Raw genomic sequence first — 16,469 nt, 5'->3', positions numbered from 1 at the left:
CCCGGCTCAATAGGCGCCTAGCTTTGCCCTAGTCTTCCTCGGCTGCGCTGTCCATGAAATCTGTCACGAAGGCTGCGTCATCGGCATCCTCTTCGCGCCGCTCAACGGCTTCGCCCTCACCAAGCGGCACATCTATCTCTCCTGGATCGAAATCATCCGGAACGACATCTGAAAGCAGCCCTCCCGCCTCGAGTTCAGCCCGCCCTGGCAGGAGTTCCAGGCTCTCAAGCCCGAAATGCTCAAGAAAATCATCTGTCGTGCCGTACGTAACGGGGCGCCCTGGTGTCTTGCGCCGTCCCTTTATACGCACCCAGCCCGCCTCCATGAGCTGGTCGATCGTGCCCTTCGAGACCGCAACGCCACGCACAGCTTCGATTTCGGCCCGTGTGACAGGCTGGCCGTAAGCAATGATGGCCATCGTTTCGAGCGCGGCCTGCGAAAGCTTCTTCTGCTCATGGCGCTCTTCTACGAACAGATAGGAAAGGTCTTCAGCTGTCTGGAAACGCCATTTACCGGCTACTTCGACAAGGTTCACGCCGCGATGGGCATAAGCCGTCTTCAGTGACATCAACACAGAGGCTGCGTCTGCCCCCTGCGGCAACACCTCAGCAATCTGTTCGGCAGAGAGCGGCTCGCCTGCTGCAAACAGGATCGCTTCTGCCCGGCGCAAGGCTTCAGCGCTCTCATCAATCTCGCGCTCGGAAGTTCTTGATAATGCCTCGGCAGACCGGCGATAGGCAAAGGAGAGCTGGCGAACAGCATCCCGGATTTCATCGGGCTCGTCTTCAATAATCGTCTCGTCGATACGGGGTATGGCATTCATGCGGGTAGCCCTTCCCTCTCTTCCTGATGGCCGCGCAGATAGAGCGGCGAAAAATGCTGGTCCTGCCGGAGCTCGATATCGCCATCACGGGCAAGCTCGAGCGCGGCCGAGAACACGCTGGCCGTGACGGAACGTGGCGGAATATCGCCGGCAATGTCACGCATGCGTGCCCGTAGCTGGTCGAGGCTCGCCCAGTCATCAATCATGGAACTCAAGGATTTCAGCGAGTCGCGCGCGCTCTCAAGCGGTAATACGTATTGATGAGCAATCCTGTGCGGTGCTTCTTCCTCTCGACGCTGGCGGATTGAGCCAAAAGCCTGCATCAAATGCCAGAGCGATGTATCATACTCCGTCTGCTTGATAACGCGCGGCTTTTCCGGCGTCCCGCGAACGAACACATCCTGTCCGAGCTGCGCCAGCTCCATTAGCTGATCACCAGCTTCACGCATTGCTTCAAGACGTTTCAGGCGAAAGGCCAGGCGAACAGCCATATCCTCGCCTGATGCCTCATCATTCGCCACTTTTTCCGGCTTCGGAAGCAGGAGTCGTGACTTCATGAAGGCCAGCCACGCAGCCATGAGCAAATAGTCTGCGGCAAGGTCTATACGCTTTTTGCGCGCATCATCGATAAAGACGAGATACTGGTTTGCCAGATCCACCATCGAGACCTTCAGAAGGTCCACCTTCTGTTTCCGCGCAAGATCGAGCAACAGGTGAAGCGGACCTTCATAACCATCAACATCGACAGAGAACATATCTGCCGTGTCGACATCCTCCCGTTCTATAAGTTCCGGAGAAACAAGCTCGACACTCATGCAGACCCCAAATCTGCCGATGGGATCATGGCTTTGAATTCAGCCCAGCCGGCCTCGGCATCGAAAGGCGTTGCACGTTGTGAAGCGGCTTCTGCTGCATCGGCACGGGCCAGCGCCTTGTTTTCCAGCTCAGGGGCAGCTTCCGCGACTTTACGCATTTCAGCGAGGATCGCCTCAGGATCTTTCAGGAAGCCAGAGCAATGCAGCAGCATATCGCAGCCCGCCTCAATAGATGCATGAGCGCGGTCATCAAGCGAGCCACCAAGGGCTTCCATTCCAAGATCGTCCGTCATCAGAAGTCCATCAAACCCGATTCGCTCCCGGATGACCTCCTGAATTATTCTTTTTGAGACGGTCGCGGCCACTCCGGAATCATAAGCTTCATACGAAATATGTGCCGTCATAGCCATCGGAGCAGCTGAAACAGCTCTGAATGCGGTAAAATCAGAAGCCAGTTCCAATTCGCTTGCGCGAACGCTGGGTAACTCGAGGTGACTGTCTGCCGTAGAGCGCCCATGGCCGGGAATATGCTTGATAACGCCAGCAACACCGCCGTCTTCAAGCCCCTTGAGCGCGACGTTTGCCAGAGCCCCCACCGACTCCGGGTCTGTACCGAACGCGCGGTCTCCAATCACATCATGGGCCCTGGGCTGTGGCAGATCGCAGACAGGGGCACAGTCGGCATGAATTCCCATCCCGGCGAGTTCGTGCGCTATCAGCCGATAGCCGAGCCAGATCGCCTCAAGCGCTTTCTCGGAATCCCTAGCATACAGCTCACCATAAACGTTTCCGGCAGGGAAGACCGGCCACTCTGGAGCCTTCAGGCGGGCCACACGACCGCCTTCCTGATCGATAAAGATCAGAATTTCACGCCCGACAGCATTCCAGATATCTTCAACAAGCTGGCTAACCTGCGTTCGCGTCTGGCAGGAGCGGCCCATCAGGATAACACCCCAGGGCTTCTCAGCAGCAAACAACGCCGCTTCTTCAGATGTAAGCGCCGGTCCTGAAACACTCAGGATGCAGGCCTTGTGCGTCATGCCGCCCCGCGTACTACGATGCAGTCGCCACCTTTGGCCTTGTAAGCGTCGCAGAACTGCGAAGCATCGTCACGCTTACCAAAAGCGCCGGCACGGAGCCGATAGAAGACCCCCTTGGCCCCGAGATCGGCGCGCTCAACAGACTTGCTTGCCCCGCTGAAAAGAGACGGATTTGCAGCACGGACTTTTTCCCAGGCCTGACCCGCAGCCTCTTCACTACGAAGCGCCGAAATCTGGACGAAAAACTCGCCACCGCTTACAAAACCGAAGCCGGGTGAAGCTTTGGCCACATTTTCGGTTGCCTCCGCTTGCCCGCTCATATCCGGGGCAGATTCCTGCGGCGTTGATGCAGGGTCGTCCGCGAGGTCGCTGGCTTCGGATTCAACAGGCTCGTCACCGGCTTGCTGAACGCTTGAGACATCCGCAGTAACTTCCATACCTGTCCCTTCCTCAAAGCTTTCAGGCACAGGTGTTTGATCTGCTGTATCCTCGGATGAGGAAGGACGAAGATCCATTGGCGGGCCGCCTTGCAATGACTGATCGGCGGGACTGGCCACTTTCGTTGGCTCCGGCTTTCTTTTGCTGCCATCCATGACGTCATAAAGACGCCGGTCCAGATCCTCGATTTCAACGCCACCGCGATCATCAGGTACGCGCTTGTAAGGCTGAGTTTCTGCGACAACCATGGGAAGCGCACCATCTTGTGGCCGCACGCCTTGCCGATACGTATTCCAGACGACCGCCGCAAATACGATCAGGACACCTATCGCGAGCGTCAGGATCAGAGGCCCGCGTGATGAGTCATCATCTCGGATATCGAATCCGCGATATTCCTCTTCATAAGGGCTGTGATCTTTGTCACGGTTGCGATAGGTCATTTTTCACCTGTCCCGAATGGAATGGTCTTTGGTTAAGAATACGGGCCGCTTCCTTAACGATGATTGAATCACGGTGTCGTCGCATCCGCGCCGAAATCATATCATGCTCTCCAGGTTGAACACCTTGCGATGCAGGTCGATGGCATAATTATCGGTCATTCCGGCAATATAGTCACAGACGAGACGGGCACGCCGGTCTTGAGGGGCCTGCTCGGCATCCTGACGCAAAGGCGGTGGCAGAATATCGGGCTCTTCAAGGAACAGGTCGAACAGCTCCTTTAGAACACGCTTGGCCTGGCTACGCATCCGGTTGACCTTGTAGTGCTTGTACATACGCTCGAACAGAAAGGCCCTGAGCGCCCGCTGCTGCACGTCGAACTCTTCAGAAAAGGCAACCAGTGGCTCTGGAAGAGCGCGGACTTCGGCAGCAGATTGCGGATTATGACGCGCAACGCGTGATTCTGTCTCTGCAGTCAGGTCATCAATCCAGAGACCGATCAACCGGCGTACGGCTTCATAGACCGTACGCTGTGTATCAAGCACAGGATGCTCGATCCGCACACTTCGGAAGACATCCCCTACCAAAGGAAGATGCAGCATATCATCAATCGTGAAGAGACCGGCAGCGATACCATCATCAATATCATGATTATTGTAGGCAATATCATCTGCGAGCGCGGCAATCTGTGCTTCCGGGCCTGCAAACTGGTCCAGCTCCAGCTGCTCGAGATATGGAAAGTCCCGGAAAGCCGCCGGCAGTGAAGATATGGGCGTATCCCTCGTGACCAGGGGGCCATTATGTTTGACCAGCCCCTCCAGCATCTCCCAGGTCAGATTCAGCCCGTTGAAGGAAGGATAGCGCTGCTCCAGCCGTGTAACGACACGCAGGGTCTGGGCATTGTGATCAAAGCCTTCATAACCTTCCATACTGGCATCAAGCTGGTCTTCGCCTGCATGGCCGAACGGCGGATGTCCCAGATCATGCGCGAGTGCCATGGCTTCGGCGAGATCTTCGTCTACGCCGAGCCTGCGCGCGACCGAGCGAGCGATCTGGGCAACTTCCAGCGAGTGGGTCAGCCGCGTCCTGTAATGATCTCCTTCATGGGCGACAAACACCTGTGTTTTCTGCTTCAGGCGGCGAAAGCCGGAGGAATGTATAATGCGATCCCGGTCACGCTGGAATGGCGTTCTCGTGGCCGACTCAGGCTCGTCATGGAAACGTCCGCGTGAATTTTCCCACGGCGTTGCATACACCGCCCTCTTTTCTGGAAGCGCAGGTTTTCCTATCTTGTTGTCCATGACCGACGTGACCCTTTCTTCCTCGGCAGCCAAGCGCATTAATGCGATTCTGGCCAAACAGTCCGGCAAGGACTTCCTTCGCGTCTCCGTCGAAGGCGGCGGCTGCTCGGGCTTTTCATACAAGTTCGACCTCGACGACAAGGCCAATGATGATGACATCATCATTGAGAAGGACGGCGCGCGTGTACTCGTCGACGAGATGAGCGTCGAATTCATGCGTGGCTCCGAGATCGACTTTTCGACAGAGCTGATCGGCGCGGCCTTCACAGTCAAAAATCCGAACGCCACAGCTTCATGCGGCTGCGGAACGAGTTTCTCGCTTTAGTACGCGCTCAATCAGAATTAGCTTGCGAACAATAGCTCTGCCGCTAAAATCAACCTATGGATGAGATGAATGGTATTACGCCCGAGTTTGGGCCGAATGGCGCTGTTATGAACAGCGAGACAATGAGCGGCGAACTACAGGCACGATACGCGACCGAGGACACGAAATGGTCGCGTCGCCAAGCCGCCCTAGGTGTGCTCTCACTTGTCTTCTTTGGAGCGGTCACCTGGCAAAAGTCTCTTGATTTAGGTGCCCCGTTGTGGGCGAGCCTGAGCACACTGATGGTCTGTCTCGCAATTTCTTGCGTTGCGATATACTCTACCCCCAATACCAAGGCGCGGCGGCATCGGTGGGTAGAGTCATACGGACTAGCCGCCCTCCTGACCGGCACAGGCCTGATACCAATCGAGTCAGCCAGCAAATGGCTGTATCTCTGTCTCGCCGCACTCTGGTTACCGCCTTTATTCGTATCGCTGCTCAGGATCACGCGGCGGCCGCTTTAGATCTTTCCTTCCCCAGCGTCGGCGTCCTAAACCCTCCCGTCCAAGGAGGACCAAATTATGGATGTGAGCCAGGCCGTCAAACAGCGCATATCGACGCGCGCGTTTCTCGATAGACAAATCAGTGAAGCTGAAGTTCGCGACTGGCTGGAAACTGCCCAGCGCGCGCCATCCGGCGGTAACGTCCAACCGTGGCGCGTCATCGCCGTGACAGGTGCCGCGCAACAGGCCGTCATCGAGCTGGCCCAGGCCAAGCTCGCCGAGGACCCGAAGGGCGAAGCCACTGACCGACCGATCTATCCGGCTGACCTCTGGGAGCCGCATCGGTCTTACCGCTTCCGCGTCGGCGAGATGATGTATGAAAAGCTCGGCATCCCACGTGAGGACAAGGCGAAGCGCATCCAGTGGTTCTCGCGGAATTTCCGCTTCTTCGACGCGCCACTCGCGGTTTTCTTTGTGATCGACGAGCGCATGGGCCATGGCCAGTGGGCCCATACCGGCATGTTCATGCAGACCCTGGCCCTGTTAGCTGAAGAACGTGGTTGGGGCACATGTATGCAGGAATGCTGGGGCATTCTCCGGCCGAGTCTGAAAGAACATTTCAAACTAGGAGAAACCGAGATGGTCTACTGCGGTATGGCTGTGGGGTATCCAGACACAGACCATCCGGTGAACCAGCTGCGATCAGAACGTGCGCCCGTATACGAATTCGCTGAGCTGAACGGGTTTTAGACCGGCCTGTAACTCGCCTCGTCACTGTCTGCTTGACCCGCGAATAAACTCAGCATATTGTTTATCGATGAACGATAAAGATGATTTCCGTCCAGGAGATGTGGTTTCGGTTCGCTTTGGCGGCGTACTCCGCCATTATGGGATAGTAACCTATGGCGGGCGGGTTATCTCCAATTCCCGCCGCTATGACGGAGTGATTTCACAGACCATTGAAGACTTTTCAAATGGCCGGTCTGTCAAATGGCACGGATGGGAACCGGGCAGCGAGTACCTTGCACTGGAGCGTGCGCGACGTCGCCTGGGACATGACTATCATCTGACAGGCTCCAACTGCGTCCATCTCGTGCGGCATGCGCGGGGACGTAAACCTACTATAACGCAGATCGCCCGCGGTACATTCGAAGCCTTCAGGGATATGGCGGGGCCCAAGCGAAGCTGAAAAAGCAACTCCACTGACACGGATGTATCGTCAGTGCCGCCAGCCTCTTGGCGGTTTACCGTGTGTGCCGGTGCTGGACCATTTTGCCTCTTCCGCACGATTGCGGACCTGCAGATTGAACAATACAGCCTTGAACCTCGGCAGAAGCGCAAGGCAGAAGCCACCCATGGCACTTAAGAGGACAAGCCACGCCAAGAGCTTCAATGGCAGCGCGATATCCAGCATGGGCAGAATGAAATAGAATGGCGCGAACAAAATCATGGCAAGTGACCCGACGAAGAATGCCGGCCCGTCTGCCGTATCAGCCACACTGAAGTCCTGTCCGCATGCAGGGCATTCATCATGGAACTTGAGGTACGCTCGAAAGAGTTTGCCCTCCCCGCAACTCACACAGCGAAGTTTGAGGCCTGCCCTGACTGGATGTTCGTGCATCTTCTTCACACCATCTACCCTTTGTTGTCCTTATCTGCGCCTTGCCATCGCTCATCGGTAGTGCGGCGCAGTCACGCAGGAGAGGAGATAACAGACTTGGATGCCGTAACGGCAGGTGCCTAGATAAACGTGATAGATAGAGACCGGAGGAAAAAACATGGAATATGAAGAGGTTGTGCTCGGCCGCCGCAGCATTCGCGGCTATCAGGACAAACCGGTCCCGAAGGCGCTGATCCGCGAAATTCTTGAGATCGCCATGCGCGCGCCGACATCGTTCAATACCCAGCCGTGGAATTTCTATATCGTGAGCGGTGACACCCTCGATAAAATTCGTGCAGGAAATGTCGAACGCAACCTCGCTGGTGTCCCTGACAGCCGCGAATTCCGGACTGGTCCTGGATATGACGGTGATCATAGAGCCCGTCAGATCGAAGTCGCCAAGCAGCTATTCGGTGCCATGGGTATTGCGCGGGAAGACAAGGAAGGCCGTCAGGATTGGGTATTGCGCGGCTTTCGCCAGTTCGACGCACCTGTCTCGATCGTGATTACGTATGACAAGTCGATCCAGGGCAGCGATGTTGCTCCATTTGACTGCGGCGGTGTCGTCAACTGCCTCGTGAATACGGCCTGGTCGCGTGGTCTCGGCTGTGTAATCAACTCGCAAGGCATCATGCAAAGCCCGGTCGTGCGGGAACATGCCAAGATTCCGGATGATCAGGTTATCCAGACTTGCGTGGCAATGGGCTGGCCCGATGACAGTTTCCCGGCGAATGCAGTCGTCTCGAAACGTAAATCCGTCGAAGAGGCCGCAACGTTCGTGGGTTTTGAAGACTAGCTCACACCTCCCAACACAGCCTTCAGCCGGGACCCCGAAAGCGCAAGACGCCCTTGCCTCTGCGTCATGTCTCGAACAATCGCTCTAGTTCGCTATCATGAAGGTTCAAAGAGTGCCGCTTGAAAGAGCACTTCAGGGAGGAACAGGCATAGTCGGCATGACCGGCATGCCACTGCTATGGACGGACACACTTCATCTGAAGCAATGGACGCTGAAAGGCCGCCAGAAGACAGGCCTGCCGGCTTCCTTAAAGGCAAGCGCTTCAGGCTAGCAGGCATAATCATTATCGCCTTTGTGTTGATTGTCGTCTCGGTCCGCTTCCTCATGGATCGCGCAGCCTATGTCTCGACTGCCGATGCGCGCATCGCATCCGACATGGTCGCTGTTTCCACCGACATATCCGGCCGGATCACCAGCGTTGCAGTTGGCGAGGGCGACAGGGTTTCTGCAGGGGACGTACTTTTCACCATTGAAGACCGGGAAGCCACCTACACACTTGATGAATACAGAGCAGAAGCCGACCGCCTGAGAGCCCAGATTGCCCGTGAAGAGACGCGCGCCTCACTTGCATCCTCCAAGGCTGGCAGCGAAGTCGCCGCGCGCGCGGCTGGCACCCAGTCCGCAGCAGCATCCGTCGAAGCAGCCCAGTCGGACCTGGAAACCGCTGAAAGCGACTATGATCGGGTAAAAGGCCTGTTTGATAAGGGCCAGGTCTCCCGGGCCGCACTCGACAGAGCACAAAATGAACTGGCAAATGCCGAACAGGCATTACGCCGTACTCAGGCGCAACGCAGAATGGCGCTTGCAGAACAGAACACTGCGAATATCGAAGGCCAGGAAGTCCGGCTTATCGACCATGAACTGGCCGTCTTGCGAGCAACTCTCCAAAAAGCAGAAGCGCGTGTCGACGCTCAGGAAGTCGTCGTCGATCAACACACAATCCGCAGTCCGATTGATGGGGTCGTGGACGAAATCTTCTATGATGCCGGGGAGCATTCGCTACGCGGTTTCCGTATGGCGCTCTTGCACAATCCCGATGAGGTCTGGATCTCGGCCAATATCAAGGAAACCAATATTCGGCACATGCATCCTGGCGCACCGGTCGAAGTGCATGTCGATAGCCACCCTGATCTCGACCTCAAGGGCCGGGTCGTCAAAATCAATGACGCAACTTTGGCCGAAGCCGCACTAATGCCGAACCCGAACGCCAATGGAGTTTTCACCAAGATAACCCAGCGTATTGCCGTTCGGATTGATCTTGAAGGTGTAGACACTCAACTGCGCCCCGGCACCATGGTTCGTGTACGAATTCGCAAGCAAACCGAAACCTCGCGGGGAAGCGGAGCAGGACGGTGATATCCCGCGCCCGCCAGCCCCGACCAAGGGCCTTCAGGGCGCCACTTCCGCTGCCGACCGATATCCCGCCACTCGCTAATAGCGCGATCCGGGACAAGTTTGCGCAGTTTGGCGGAATCTATCGCTGGCTACTGCTATTTGCGATGCTGACCGGCGCGATGGCGACCATGCTGGCGGCAACCACGATCAACGTCGCCCTTCCTGCCATTATAGGCGCTTTCGGGCTTGGCCAGGATCAGGCCCAATGGATGTCGACCGCTTTTCTTGCTTCATCAACCATCGCCATGCTTGCAAATGCTTGGGCGATGTCGGCCTATGGCCCGCGAAATACCTACATCTTCGGGATACTGATGTTCATCTCAGGCTCACTTCTCGGAGCCGTAAGTGGAACGCTTGGCCTGCTGATCATATCCCGGGCCATGCAGGGCATTGCTGCCGGCCTATTGCAGCCAATGTCCATGTTCCTGATCTTCCAGACATTTCCTGACCATAAACGTGGCACAGCTATCGGTATATTCTCTGTGGGGGTCGTCTTGGCACCTGCTTTTGGACCAGCTCTGGGGGGAATTGCGGTGGATCTTGCCAGCTGGCGGCTGGTCTTCGTAGCAACCGTACCGCTAGCCCTCGCCGCACTGTGCGCAGCTCCACTTCTGATGCCTGACGCAGATCCCGAACAGAAAGCGGAAAAACGTCCACTCGACTGGCAGGGCCTCGGGCTGCTGACAGTCGCTCTGGTGGCTCTGCTATCGGGCTTTGCGGGTGGCAACCGTGATGGCTGGGACTCCGACCTGACGCTGATACGGTTCACCATTGGAGGGATCGCGCTGGTCTTCTTCTTTGTCTGGGAAAGAAAGCACGCCTTTCCGGCTCTTAACCCTGAAATTTTCACTTACAGGCAGTTCTGGTCGGCCAGCCTGATTATCGCGGCCACTGGTGTCGCCATATACGGCTCAACCTATCTTATTCCGTTGTTCGTGCAGCTCGTACAGCACTATTCGCCGACCGCCGCCGGGATAATGATGATCCCTGCAGGACTCGCCATGGTCCTAGGCTTTCCGATAGCAGGCCGTCTCACCGATCTTGTTGATACGCGGTGGCTACTCGCCTTCGGAATCGTGAGTTTCGGCCTTTCAGCCTATCTAATGGCTCACATATCGGCGCTCACCCCTTATTGGATACTTGTTTCCTGGATCATCCTCAGCCGGATCGGGATCAGTTTCTGCATGCCACCTGCTAACACGACAGCTGTGCGTGCCGTACCGCCACATCTACTGGCTTCAGCAACGGGTGGCGCCTCGTTCATGATGCAGACTGGCGGAGCATTCGGTGTCAACCTTCTGGCCATACTGCTTCAACGGCGTCTGCTTTTTCACGGTGAGCACCTGTCCACTGCCATGAATGAAGCCAATCCTGAAATAGCCTACAATCACGCCCTGTATGCCCAACAGTATGAAACGGCTGGTCTGGCTCCTTTGCCGGCCTTCCAGTCGGCATTCAGCGAGTTCGGCCGGCACGTCTCTGTCGAAGCGAGTGTTTTCGCGTTTCGGGACTGTTTTCTCGTTATCGCCATCTGGTTTGCCTTTGTACTGGCAATCCTTCTCTTGATGCCAAAGCCGAGACTGAATGCACAGGCTTCTCAGCGTCTCTCTAAATGATGAAGCGCAAATGGGAGAGAAAGCCTTCCCAGCCTTTGTCATGATCGCCCAATGCTCCCACTTGATCCTTGCGGTGCTCAAGGCCTTCATGCGTAAGCTTCAGATGTGTTCCTCCCGTAATCGGTGTGAGCTCCCAGGTCACCGTCGTCTCGAGCTCATCAATACCGTGATGAGTAAATGTATGGACCAGCCGTTTCGGTGGATCGGATTCAAGCACCCTGCCCCACATCTGCGTACGGTCTTCGGCAGTGGGGTCGAACTTGTACCAGACAAACTCCGTGCCTGCCGTGCCCAGTGCGCGATCCGTTTCATGAAACCAGTTTGCAAGCTTTTCGGGTACTGTCAGGAAGGTCCAGACCTTCTCGATAGGCGCCTTCAGTATTATGGTTTTCACAATAGCTGTATCACTCATGGAGCTTCTCCTTCATCGGCCTCCACGGCCTGCTTGAGTTGATCGAGTTTCTCATCCCAGAAACGGCTGTAGTGCGCGATCCAGTCGGTGACAGGTTTCAGGCCGCCGGGCCTTAACCGGTGAATACGCTCGCGCCCGCGGGTTTCGACCTCGATCAGCCCCCCTTCTTTCAACACACGAAGATGCTTGGCGATGGCCGGGCGTGACATATCGAAATTTCCCGCAATCTCCCCGAGACGGGCTTCGCCGCCTGCAAGGATGGCGATAATGCCGCGTCGCGTGGGATCAGCGAGAGCATGAAAAGACGGTTGAATGCTTAAACTCATATGAAACCTCTTGGTTTCCATTTAATAGGAAACTTATTGGTTTCATGTCAAGCTCCTCCTCGGCAGTCGACGCATCCCCTTACGTTCGATCCGGCTAGACACGCCCACTCATTATTGCCCGCATGACACACAGGCGCTTGGCGAGATTACCGGGGCGTCCTCTGCGGACATAAAGACGGCGCAACCTGAAATGCGCGAGTGCCGGGCGTAGAGTGGACGGCATCTTGGGCATGCTGGCTATATCGCCAGCAGTCTCGCCCCGGCGCAGGGCCGCAACCCGGGGAGCAAGGTCGGCGATGTTCGCCTGCCAGTCATGAGCACTGTCCAAAACGCTCGCGGCTGTCTGGGCCAGTAGTGTTTCTGGCTGCTGGCCACGGTCCTCATCCCCGAAGGCATCCTCGAAGCGGTCTACAAGGTCTTGAAGTGTATCGACCGAATAGCGGCCTTCCGCCAGCATGTCCGCAACAGCTCCGACAACCTCATGCGCGCGTGGCGTCTTACCCATTTCCAGTTCTTCCAGCGCATCGCGCCACCACTGGAAACGAATTGCCCCCAGCGCGGGCTCTGAAACGACCAAACGAACCTTGGCGAGCTCATAAGCCAGGGCATAGAGCGCGATCAGGGCGTGACGTTCAGGCTTTGCGGCATAACGTGAGGAAAGCCAGCGATCCTCGTCACCGGAACGCAGTCTTTCATCAATATTTGCCCAAATTTCAGGGGATGTAAGGGTAGCAGAGTCCGTCATGGAACCCATATGATCAGCGACGCGCTAAGATACCAACACGAAAAGCAAGGAGCGACCAAATGGCTTTCGAACTTCCAGCCCTTCCCTATTCCCGCGATGCACTGGCACCGCATATCTCGGAAGAGACGCTGAACTTTCACTATGGCAAGCACCACCAGACGTATGTGAACAATCTCAACAAGCTCGTCGAAGGCACGGATCACGCCGACGCATCGCTTGAGAAGATCATCAATGATGCCTCAGGCGACAGCTCCAAGGCCGGCCTTTTCAATAATGCGGCGCAAGTCTGGAACCACACTTTCTACTGGCATTCCATGAAACCCGGCGGTGGCGGCAAGCCGACAGGCGCAATCGCCGACAAGATCAACGAAGATTTTGGCTCCTACGAAAAGTTTGCCGAAGAATTCAAGGCTGCTGGCGGCGGGCAGTTTGGTTCCGGCTGGGCATGGCTGGTTCTGAAGGACGGCAAGCTCGGCATACGGAAGACGCCCAACGCGGAAACGCCAGTAACTGAAGACGGTGCTACCCCTCTCCTGACCATGGATGTCTGGGAGCATGCCTACTATCTCGATTATCAGAATTCGCGCCCGAATTACATGCAGGCATTTATCGAAAATCTGATCAATTGGGACTTCGTCAACCAGAACCTGGCTGATGCATCATAACGACCCTTGAATCATCTTGATGAAGAGCCCGCCTAGCATGGCGGGCTTTTCTGTATTATGTGCGCTGCACCAGAGGCGCGAATGACGATTCGCAGCCCATAGAATTGCGCTGGAACATTTTTTGCAATCTACAGCGCGACAAACCATTTCCGGAACGGACCGATTTGACTGAGATCAAGACCACCTTCGCCGCACTGGGGCTTGGCCCCAAAATCCTCCAGGCCATTGAAGAGTCCGGATACACAACGCCGACGCCGATTCAGGCTGAAGCCATCCCCCACGTTCTCCTGGGTGGCGACGTAACCGGTATCGCACAGACGGGTACGGGCAAGACAGCAGCTTTCGTCCTACCGATGATTCACCGCCTTGAGCAGGGACGCGCCCGCGCCCGGATGCCGCGCACCCTGATCCTTGCTCCGACCCGCGAGCTGGCTGCGCAAGTGGCGGAAAATTTCGAGAAGTACGGCAAACACCTGAAACTCAGCATGGCGCTCCTGATCGGCGGGGTCTCGTTCAAGGAGCAGGAACAGGCTCTCATGCGCGGCGTAGATGTTCTGATCGCAACGCCCGGACGCCTTATCGACCAGTTCGAGCGTGGCAAGATCCTCCTTACCGGCGTGGAAATCCTCGTCATTGATGAAGCTGATAGAATGCTCGATATGGGCTTCATTCCCGATATTGAGAAGATTTGCGCGCTTCTTCCCCCGCGCCGCCAGACGCTTCTCTTTTCGGCCACGATGCCGCCGGAGATCAACAAGCTCGCACAACGCTTCCAGAAAGAGCCAAAGAAGATCGAGGTCGCACGCCAGGCGCAGACGGCCGAGACAATCAAGCAGTTCGTGGTCAAAATTCCGCGCGACGATGACAAGGCCAAACGTACAGCGCTGCGCCGCGTCATCGAGACGCGCGAGGTGAAGAACGGCATCGTGTTCTGCAACCGCAAACGCGAAGTCGATATCGTTACCAAGTCACTGAACAAGCATGGCTTCGACGCCGCCGCCATCCATGGCGATCTGCCGCAAGCCTATCGCACGCAGACGCTTGAACGTTTTCGCGACGGGGACCTGAAACTTCTGGTAGCTTCCGATGTTGCTGCCCGCGGGCTCGATGTGCCGGACGTCAGTCACGTTTTCAACTATGCCCCGCCTCCCAAGGACGAAGACTATGTTCACCGCATTGGCCGCACGGGTCGCGCCGGCCGGAAGGGTGAGAGTGTCACAATCGTAGGCCCGTTTGATGAGAAGTCCTGGGCCGGTGTCATGAAGATGATCAAGACCGACGTCGAGGAGTACATGCCCGAAGGTCTTGCAGAAGAACTTGAAAACCTTCCGGCGGATACCGGGGGCGGCCGCCGGGGGCGCCGCGGAAAGCCGGATGATCAGGGCAATAGCCGGTCACGTGGTGGTCGCAAGCGTGGAAAAACGACGAGCCGAGCCAAAGAGGACGATGGCGCACGTGAAGACAAGGCCCCTGAAAACGGGTCCGGAAAGAAACCGTCCGCCAAGACTGAGGGAAAATCCACCCCCGCCAGAGCCAATAATCGCAAGTCTTCTGACAAAGACCGCAGGCGAAACAAGGACGAACTGGAACCGGCATCCGATGTCGTGCGGGGCTTTGGGGACAATGTACCAGATTTTCTCAAGCGGTGATGGATAGACGCCCCCGCACGAGCAGGGGGCGCAATCCATAAAGGCCTGCCTATTTCTTGATACGCCCCTGAACCTGTTTGCGATATTTCTCGCCGTACGGGGGGCGGACCATGGCAAGAAGATCAGCACCGACCTGAGTATAGACCGACTTGGCGTGACTGAACTCCTTGAAACCGTCAACGCCGTGATATGAGCCCATGCCCGACGGGCCGACACCGCCAAACGGAAGATCTTCCTGCGCGACGTGAAAAAGGACATCGTTCACGGTGACACCGCCCGATGTGGTGTTTTCCAGCACGTAATCACGTTCCTTTGCATCTTCGCCAAAGTAATAAAGGCCGAGAGGACGCGGGTGGGCGTTAACATAGGCTACAGCATCCTTCGTATCCGTGTAGGATTTGATCGGAAGGATAGGCCCGAAAATCTCGTCCTGCATAACCGCCATATCGTCGGTCGGGTCGACGATAATGTGCGGAGCCATCTTGTGATGGGGCTGCTGGTCGAACTGCTCGCCCGCCGGATTGATCTCGATAATATCCGCGCCCTTTGATCTTGCGTCTTCCAGATACCCCTGAAGGCGATCATAATGGCGTTGATTCACGACCGAGGTGTAATCCCCATTATCCTTCAGCCCAGTCGGGAACATGGTCTCGACCGCACTCGTCGCAGCATCGACGAAATCCTTCGTCTTTGCCTTGGGCACAAAGGCGTAATCCGGTGCAAGGCAGATCTGGCCCGCATTCAGCGTCTTGCCCGCCATGATACGCTTGGCAGCCTTGTCGAGATCAGCGGATTCACCCAGCACGACCGGAGACTTGCCACCGAGCTCGAGGGTCAGCGGCACGAGATTGTCGGCTGCTGCCCGCATCACATGACGCGCAATCGAGGTCGCACCCGTGAATATCATATGATCGAAAGCCAGTTGCGAGAATGCCGCCCCGGCATCTGGCCCACCGGTAACGACGGCGACTTCCTCTTCTGAATAATACTCCCCGAGCAGTTTCTTCATCAGCTCGGACGTCTGTTCTGTAAACTCCGATGGTTTGATCATTGCGCGATTGCCTGCCGCGAAAATCCCGGCGAGGGGTGTGAAAGTCAGATTTACCGGGAAGTTCCACGGGCTGATAACCCCGACTACGCCTTTCGGCTGGTACTGGATATGTGCCTTTGCTCCGAACAGGTTGAGCGGGAAATCCGTCGAACGCTTTTCCGGCTTCATCCATTTCTTCAAATTCTTCTTCGCGTATTTCAACGCGCCAATGGACCCGGCAATATCGGTAAAATCAGACTGGTCGATCGAGCGGTGGCCAAAATCCGCACTCATCGCTTCACTGAGGGCCGTCCTGTGAGTCACGAGAAGATCAATCGACTTGTCGAGCCACTCCCCCCTCTTCTCGACAGACGGAATGCCATCGCGCAGATGCGCCGCTTTCTGCTTGTTGAGAACCGCATTCATGTCGCCAGGGCTTGTACCATCCAGTGCCATCTTGAACCTCCCAGAAATTGTATTGTTGAAAGCACTCTACCGGAGAATTCTTACAAA

Annotated in this window: 18 protein-coding genes; 8 read left to right on the top strand and 10 right to left on the bottom strand. The window is 56.4% G+C overall.

The genetic code is table 11. The features are described 5' to 3' along the window. Window positions 1-28: 28 nt before the first annotated feature. From scpB to Q1K31_RS08025, 5 genes are all read right to left on the bottom strand, one after another. Window positions 29-823 carry an SMC-Scp complex subunit ScpB gene (gene scpB, locus Q1K31_RS08045; RefSeq protein WP_300378573.1) on the bottom strand — a complete coding sequence of 265 codons (795 nt, stop codon included), beginning with the start codon at window positions 821-823 and terminating at the stop codon, window positions 29-31. Next, window positions 820-1,638 carry a ScpA family protein gene (locus tag Q1K31_RS08040; RefSeq protein ID WP_300378571.1) on the bottom strand — a complete coding sequence of 273 codons (819 nt, stop codon included), beginning with the start codon at window positions 1,636-1,638 and terminating at the stop codon, window positions 820-822. The genes scpB and Q1K31_RS08040 overlap by 4 nt, the downstream gene beginning before the upstream one ends. After that, window positions 1,635-2,678, bottom strand: a complete 1,044-nt coding sequence (gene nagZ, locus Q1K31_RS08035) for a beta-N-acetylhexosaminidase (protein WP_300378569.1) — start codon at window positions 2,676-2,678, stop codon at window positions 1,635-1,637. Before nagZ ends, Q1K31_RS08040 begins: the two co-directional genes overlap by 4 nt. After that, a complete protein-coding gene (locus Q1K31_RS08030; protein WP_300378567.1) occupies window positions 2,675-3,556 on the bottom strand; it encodes an SPOR domain-containing protein in 882 nt (293 codons plus the stop codon). The genes nagZ and Q1K31_RS08030 overlap by 4 nt, the downstream gene beginning before the upstream one ends. Before the next feature lie 96 nt (window positions 3,557-3,652). Further along, the gene (locus Q1K31_RS08025; protein ID WP_300378565.1) at window positions 3,653-4,855 is read right to left on the bottom strand and encodes a deoxyguanosinetriphosphate triphosphohydrolase; all 1,203 of its coding nucleotides are present in this window, start codon (window positions 4,853-4,855) and stop codon (window positions 3,653-3,655) included. Between Q1K31_RS08025 and erpA the strand changes: the two genes are divergently transcribed. The 3 genes from erpA (at window position 4,854) to Q1K31_RS08010 (ending at window position 6,851) form a co-directional block, all read left to right on the top strand. Continuing rightward, a complete protein-coding gene (erpA, locus tag Q1K31_RS08020; RefSeq protein ID WP_300378563.1) occupies window positions 4,854-5,180 on the top strand; it encodes an iron-sulfur cluster insertion protein ErpA in 327 nt (108 codons plus the stop codon). The genes Q1K31_RS08025 and erpA overlap by 2 nt on opposite strands. Before the next feature lie 560 nt (window positions 5,181-5,740). Further along, window positions 5,741-6,412 (top strand): nitroreductase, encoded by a 672-nt coding sequence (locus Q1K31_RS08015; RefSeq protein WP_300378561.1) that lies wholly within the window; start codon window positions 5,741-5,743, stop codon window positions 6,410-6,412. A gap of 67 nt (window positions 6,413-6,479) precedes the next feature. Further along, entirely contained in the window at window positions 6,480-6,851 is a 372-nt protein-coding gene (locus Q1K31_RS08010) for a hypothetical protein (RefSeq protein ID WP_300378559.1), read from the top strand. A 30-nt stretch (window positions 6,852-6,881) separates the two neighbouring features. On the opposite strand, the gene Q1K31_RS08005 is transcribed toward Q1K31_RS08010, so the two are convergent. Beyond that, window positions 6,882-7,283: a DUF983 domain-containing protein gene (locus Q1K31_RS08005; protein ID WP_300378557.1), complete on the bottom strand. Its 402-nt coding sequence runs from the start codon at window positions 7,281-7,283 to the stop codon at window positions 6,882-6,884. A 157-nt stretch (window positions 7,284-7,440) separates the two neighbouring features. Between Q1K31_RS08005 and Q1K31_RS08000 the strand changes: the two genes are divergently transcribed. The 3 genes from Q1K31_RS08000 to Q1K31_RS07990 all read left to right on the top strand — a co-directional run bounded on the left by Q1K31_RS08000 (window position 7,441) and on the right by Q1K31_RS07990 (window position 11,129). Next, complete coding sequence (locus tag Q1K31_RS08000) at window positions 7,441-8,118, top strand: nitroreductase (RefSeq protein ID WP_300378555.1); 678 nt, start codon at window positions 7,441-7,443, stop codon at window positions 8,116-8,118. A 177-nt stretch (window positions 8,119-8,295) separates the two neighbouring features. Next, window positions 8,296-9,474 carry an HlyD family secretion protein gene (locus Q1K31_RS07995; RefSeq protein ID WP_300378554.1) on the top strand — a complete coding sequence of 393 codons (1,179 nt, stop codon included), beginning with the start codon at window positions 8,296-8,298 and terminating at the stop codon, window positions 9,472-9,474. Next, a complete protein-coding gene (locus Q1K31_RS07990) occupies window positions 9,471-11,129 on the top strand; it encodes a DHA2 family efflux MFS transporter permease subunit (RefSeq protein ID WP_300378552.1) in 1,659 nt (552 codons plus the stop codon). Before Q1K31_RS07995 ends, Q1K31_RS07990 begins: the two co-directional genes overlap by 4 nt. Here Q1K31_RS07990 and Q1K31_RS07985 read toward each other — a convergent pair. From Q1K31_RS07985 to Q1K31_RS07975, 3 genes are all read right to left on the bottom strand, one after another. Then, window positions 11,122-11,541, bottom strand: coding sequence for an SRPBCC domain-containing protein (locus Q1K31_RS07985; protein ID WP_300378550.1), 420 nt, complete (start codon window positions 11,539-11,541; stop codon window positions 11,122-11,124). The two genes, Q1K31_RS07990 and Q1K31_RS07985, sit on opposite strands and share 8 nt — an antisense overlap. Continuing rightward, entirely contained in the window at window positions 11,538-11,867 is a 330-nt protein-coding gene (locus Q1K31_RS07980; protein ID WP_300378548.1) for a helix-turn-helix transcriptional regulator, read from the bottom strand. Before Q1K31_RS07980 ends, Q1K31_RS07985 begins: the two co-directional genes overlap by 4 nt. A 94-nt stretch (window positions 11,868-11,961) precedes the next feature. Next, window positions 11,962-12,612, bottom strand: coding sequence for a squalene/phytoene synthase family protein (locus tag Q1K31_RS07975; protein WP_300378546.1), 651 nt, complete (start codon window positions 12,610-12,612; stop codon window positions 11,962-11,964). A gap of 59 nt (window positions 12,613-12,671) precedes the next feature. Between Q1K31_RS07975 and Q1K31_RS07970 the strand changes: the two genes are divergently transcribed. Together Q1K31_RS07970 and Q1K31_RS07965 are read left to right on the top strand one after the other, a co-directional pair. Then, window positions 12,672-13,277: a superoxide dismutase gene (locus tag Q1K31_RS07970; protein ID WP_300378544.1), complete on the top strand. Its 606-nt coding sequence runs from the start codon at window positions 12,672-12,674 to the stop codon at window positions 13,275-13,277. Between the two features lie 164 nt (window positions 13,278-13,441). Continuing rightward, the gene (locus Q1K31_RS07965; RefSeq protein ID WP_300378542.1) at window positions 13,442-14,926 is read left to right on the top strand and encodes a DEAD/DEAH box helicase; all 1,485 of its coding nucleotides are present in this window, start codon (window positions 13,442-13,444) and stop codon (window positions 14,924-14,926) included. 49 nt (window positions 14,927-14,975) lie between these two features. On the opposite strand, the gene Q1K31_RS07960 is transcribed toward Q1K31_RS07965, so the two are convergent. Further along, window positions 14,976-16,412, bottom strand: coding sequence for a coniferyl aldehyde dehydrogenase (locus Q1K31_RS07960; RefSeq protein ID WP_300378540.1), 1,437 nt, complete (start codon window positions 16,410-16,412; stop codon window positions 14,976-14,978). Window positions 16,413-16,469 lie beyond the last annotated feature (57 nt).

The sequence above is a fragment of the Henriciella sp. genome (assembly GCF_029936995.1).
Taxonomy (GTDB): domain Bacteria; phylum Pseudomonadota; class Alphaproteobacteria; order Caulobacterales; family Hyphomonadaceae; genus Henriciella.
This window is presented reverse-complemented; position numbering and strand designations above follow the sequence as displayed.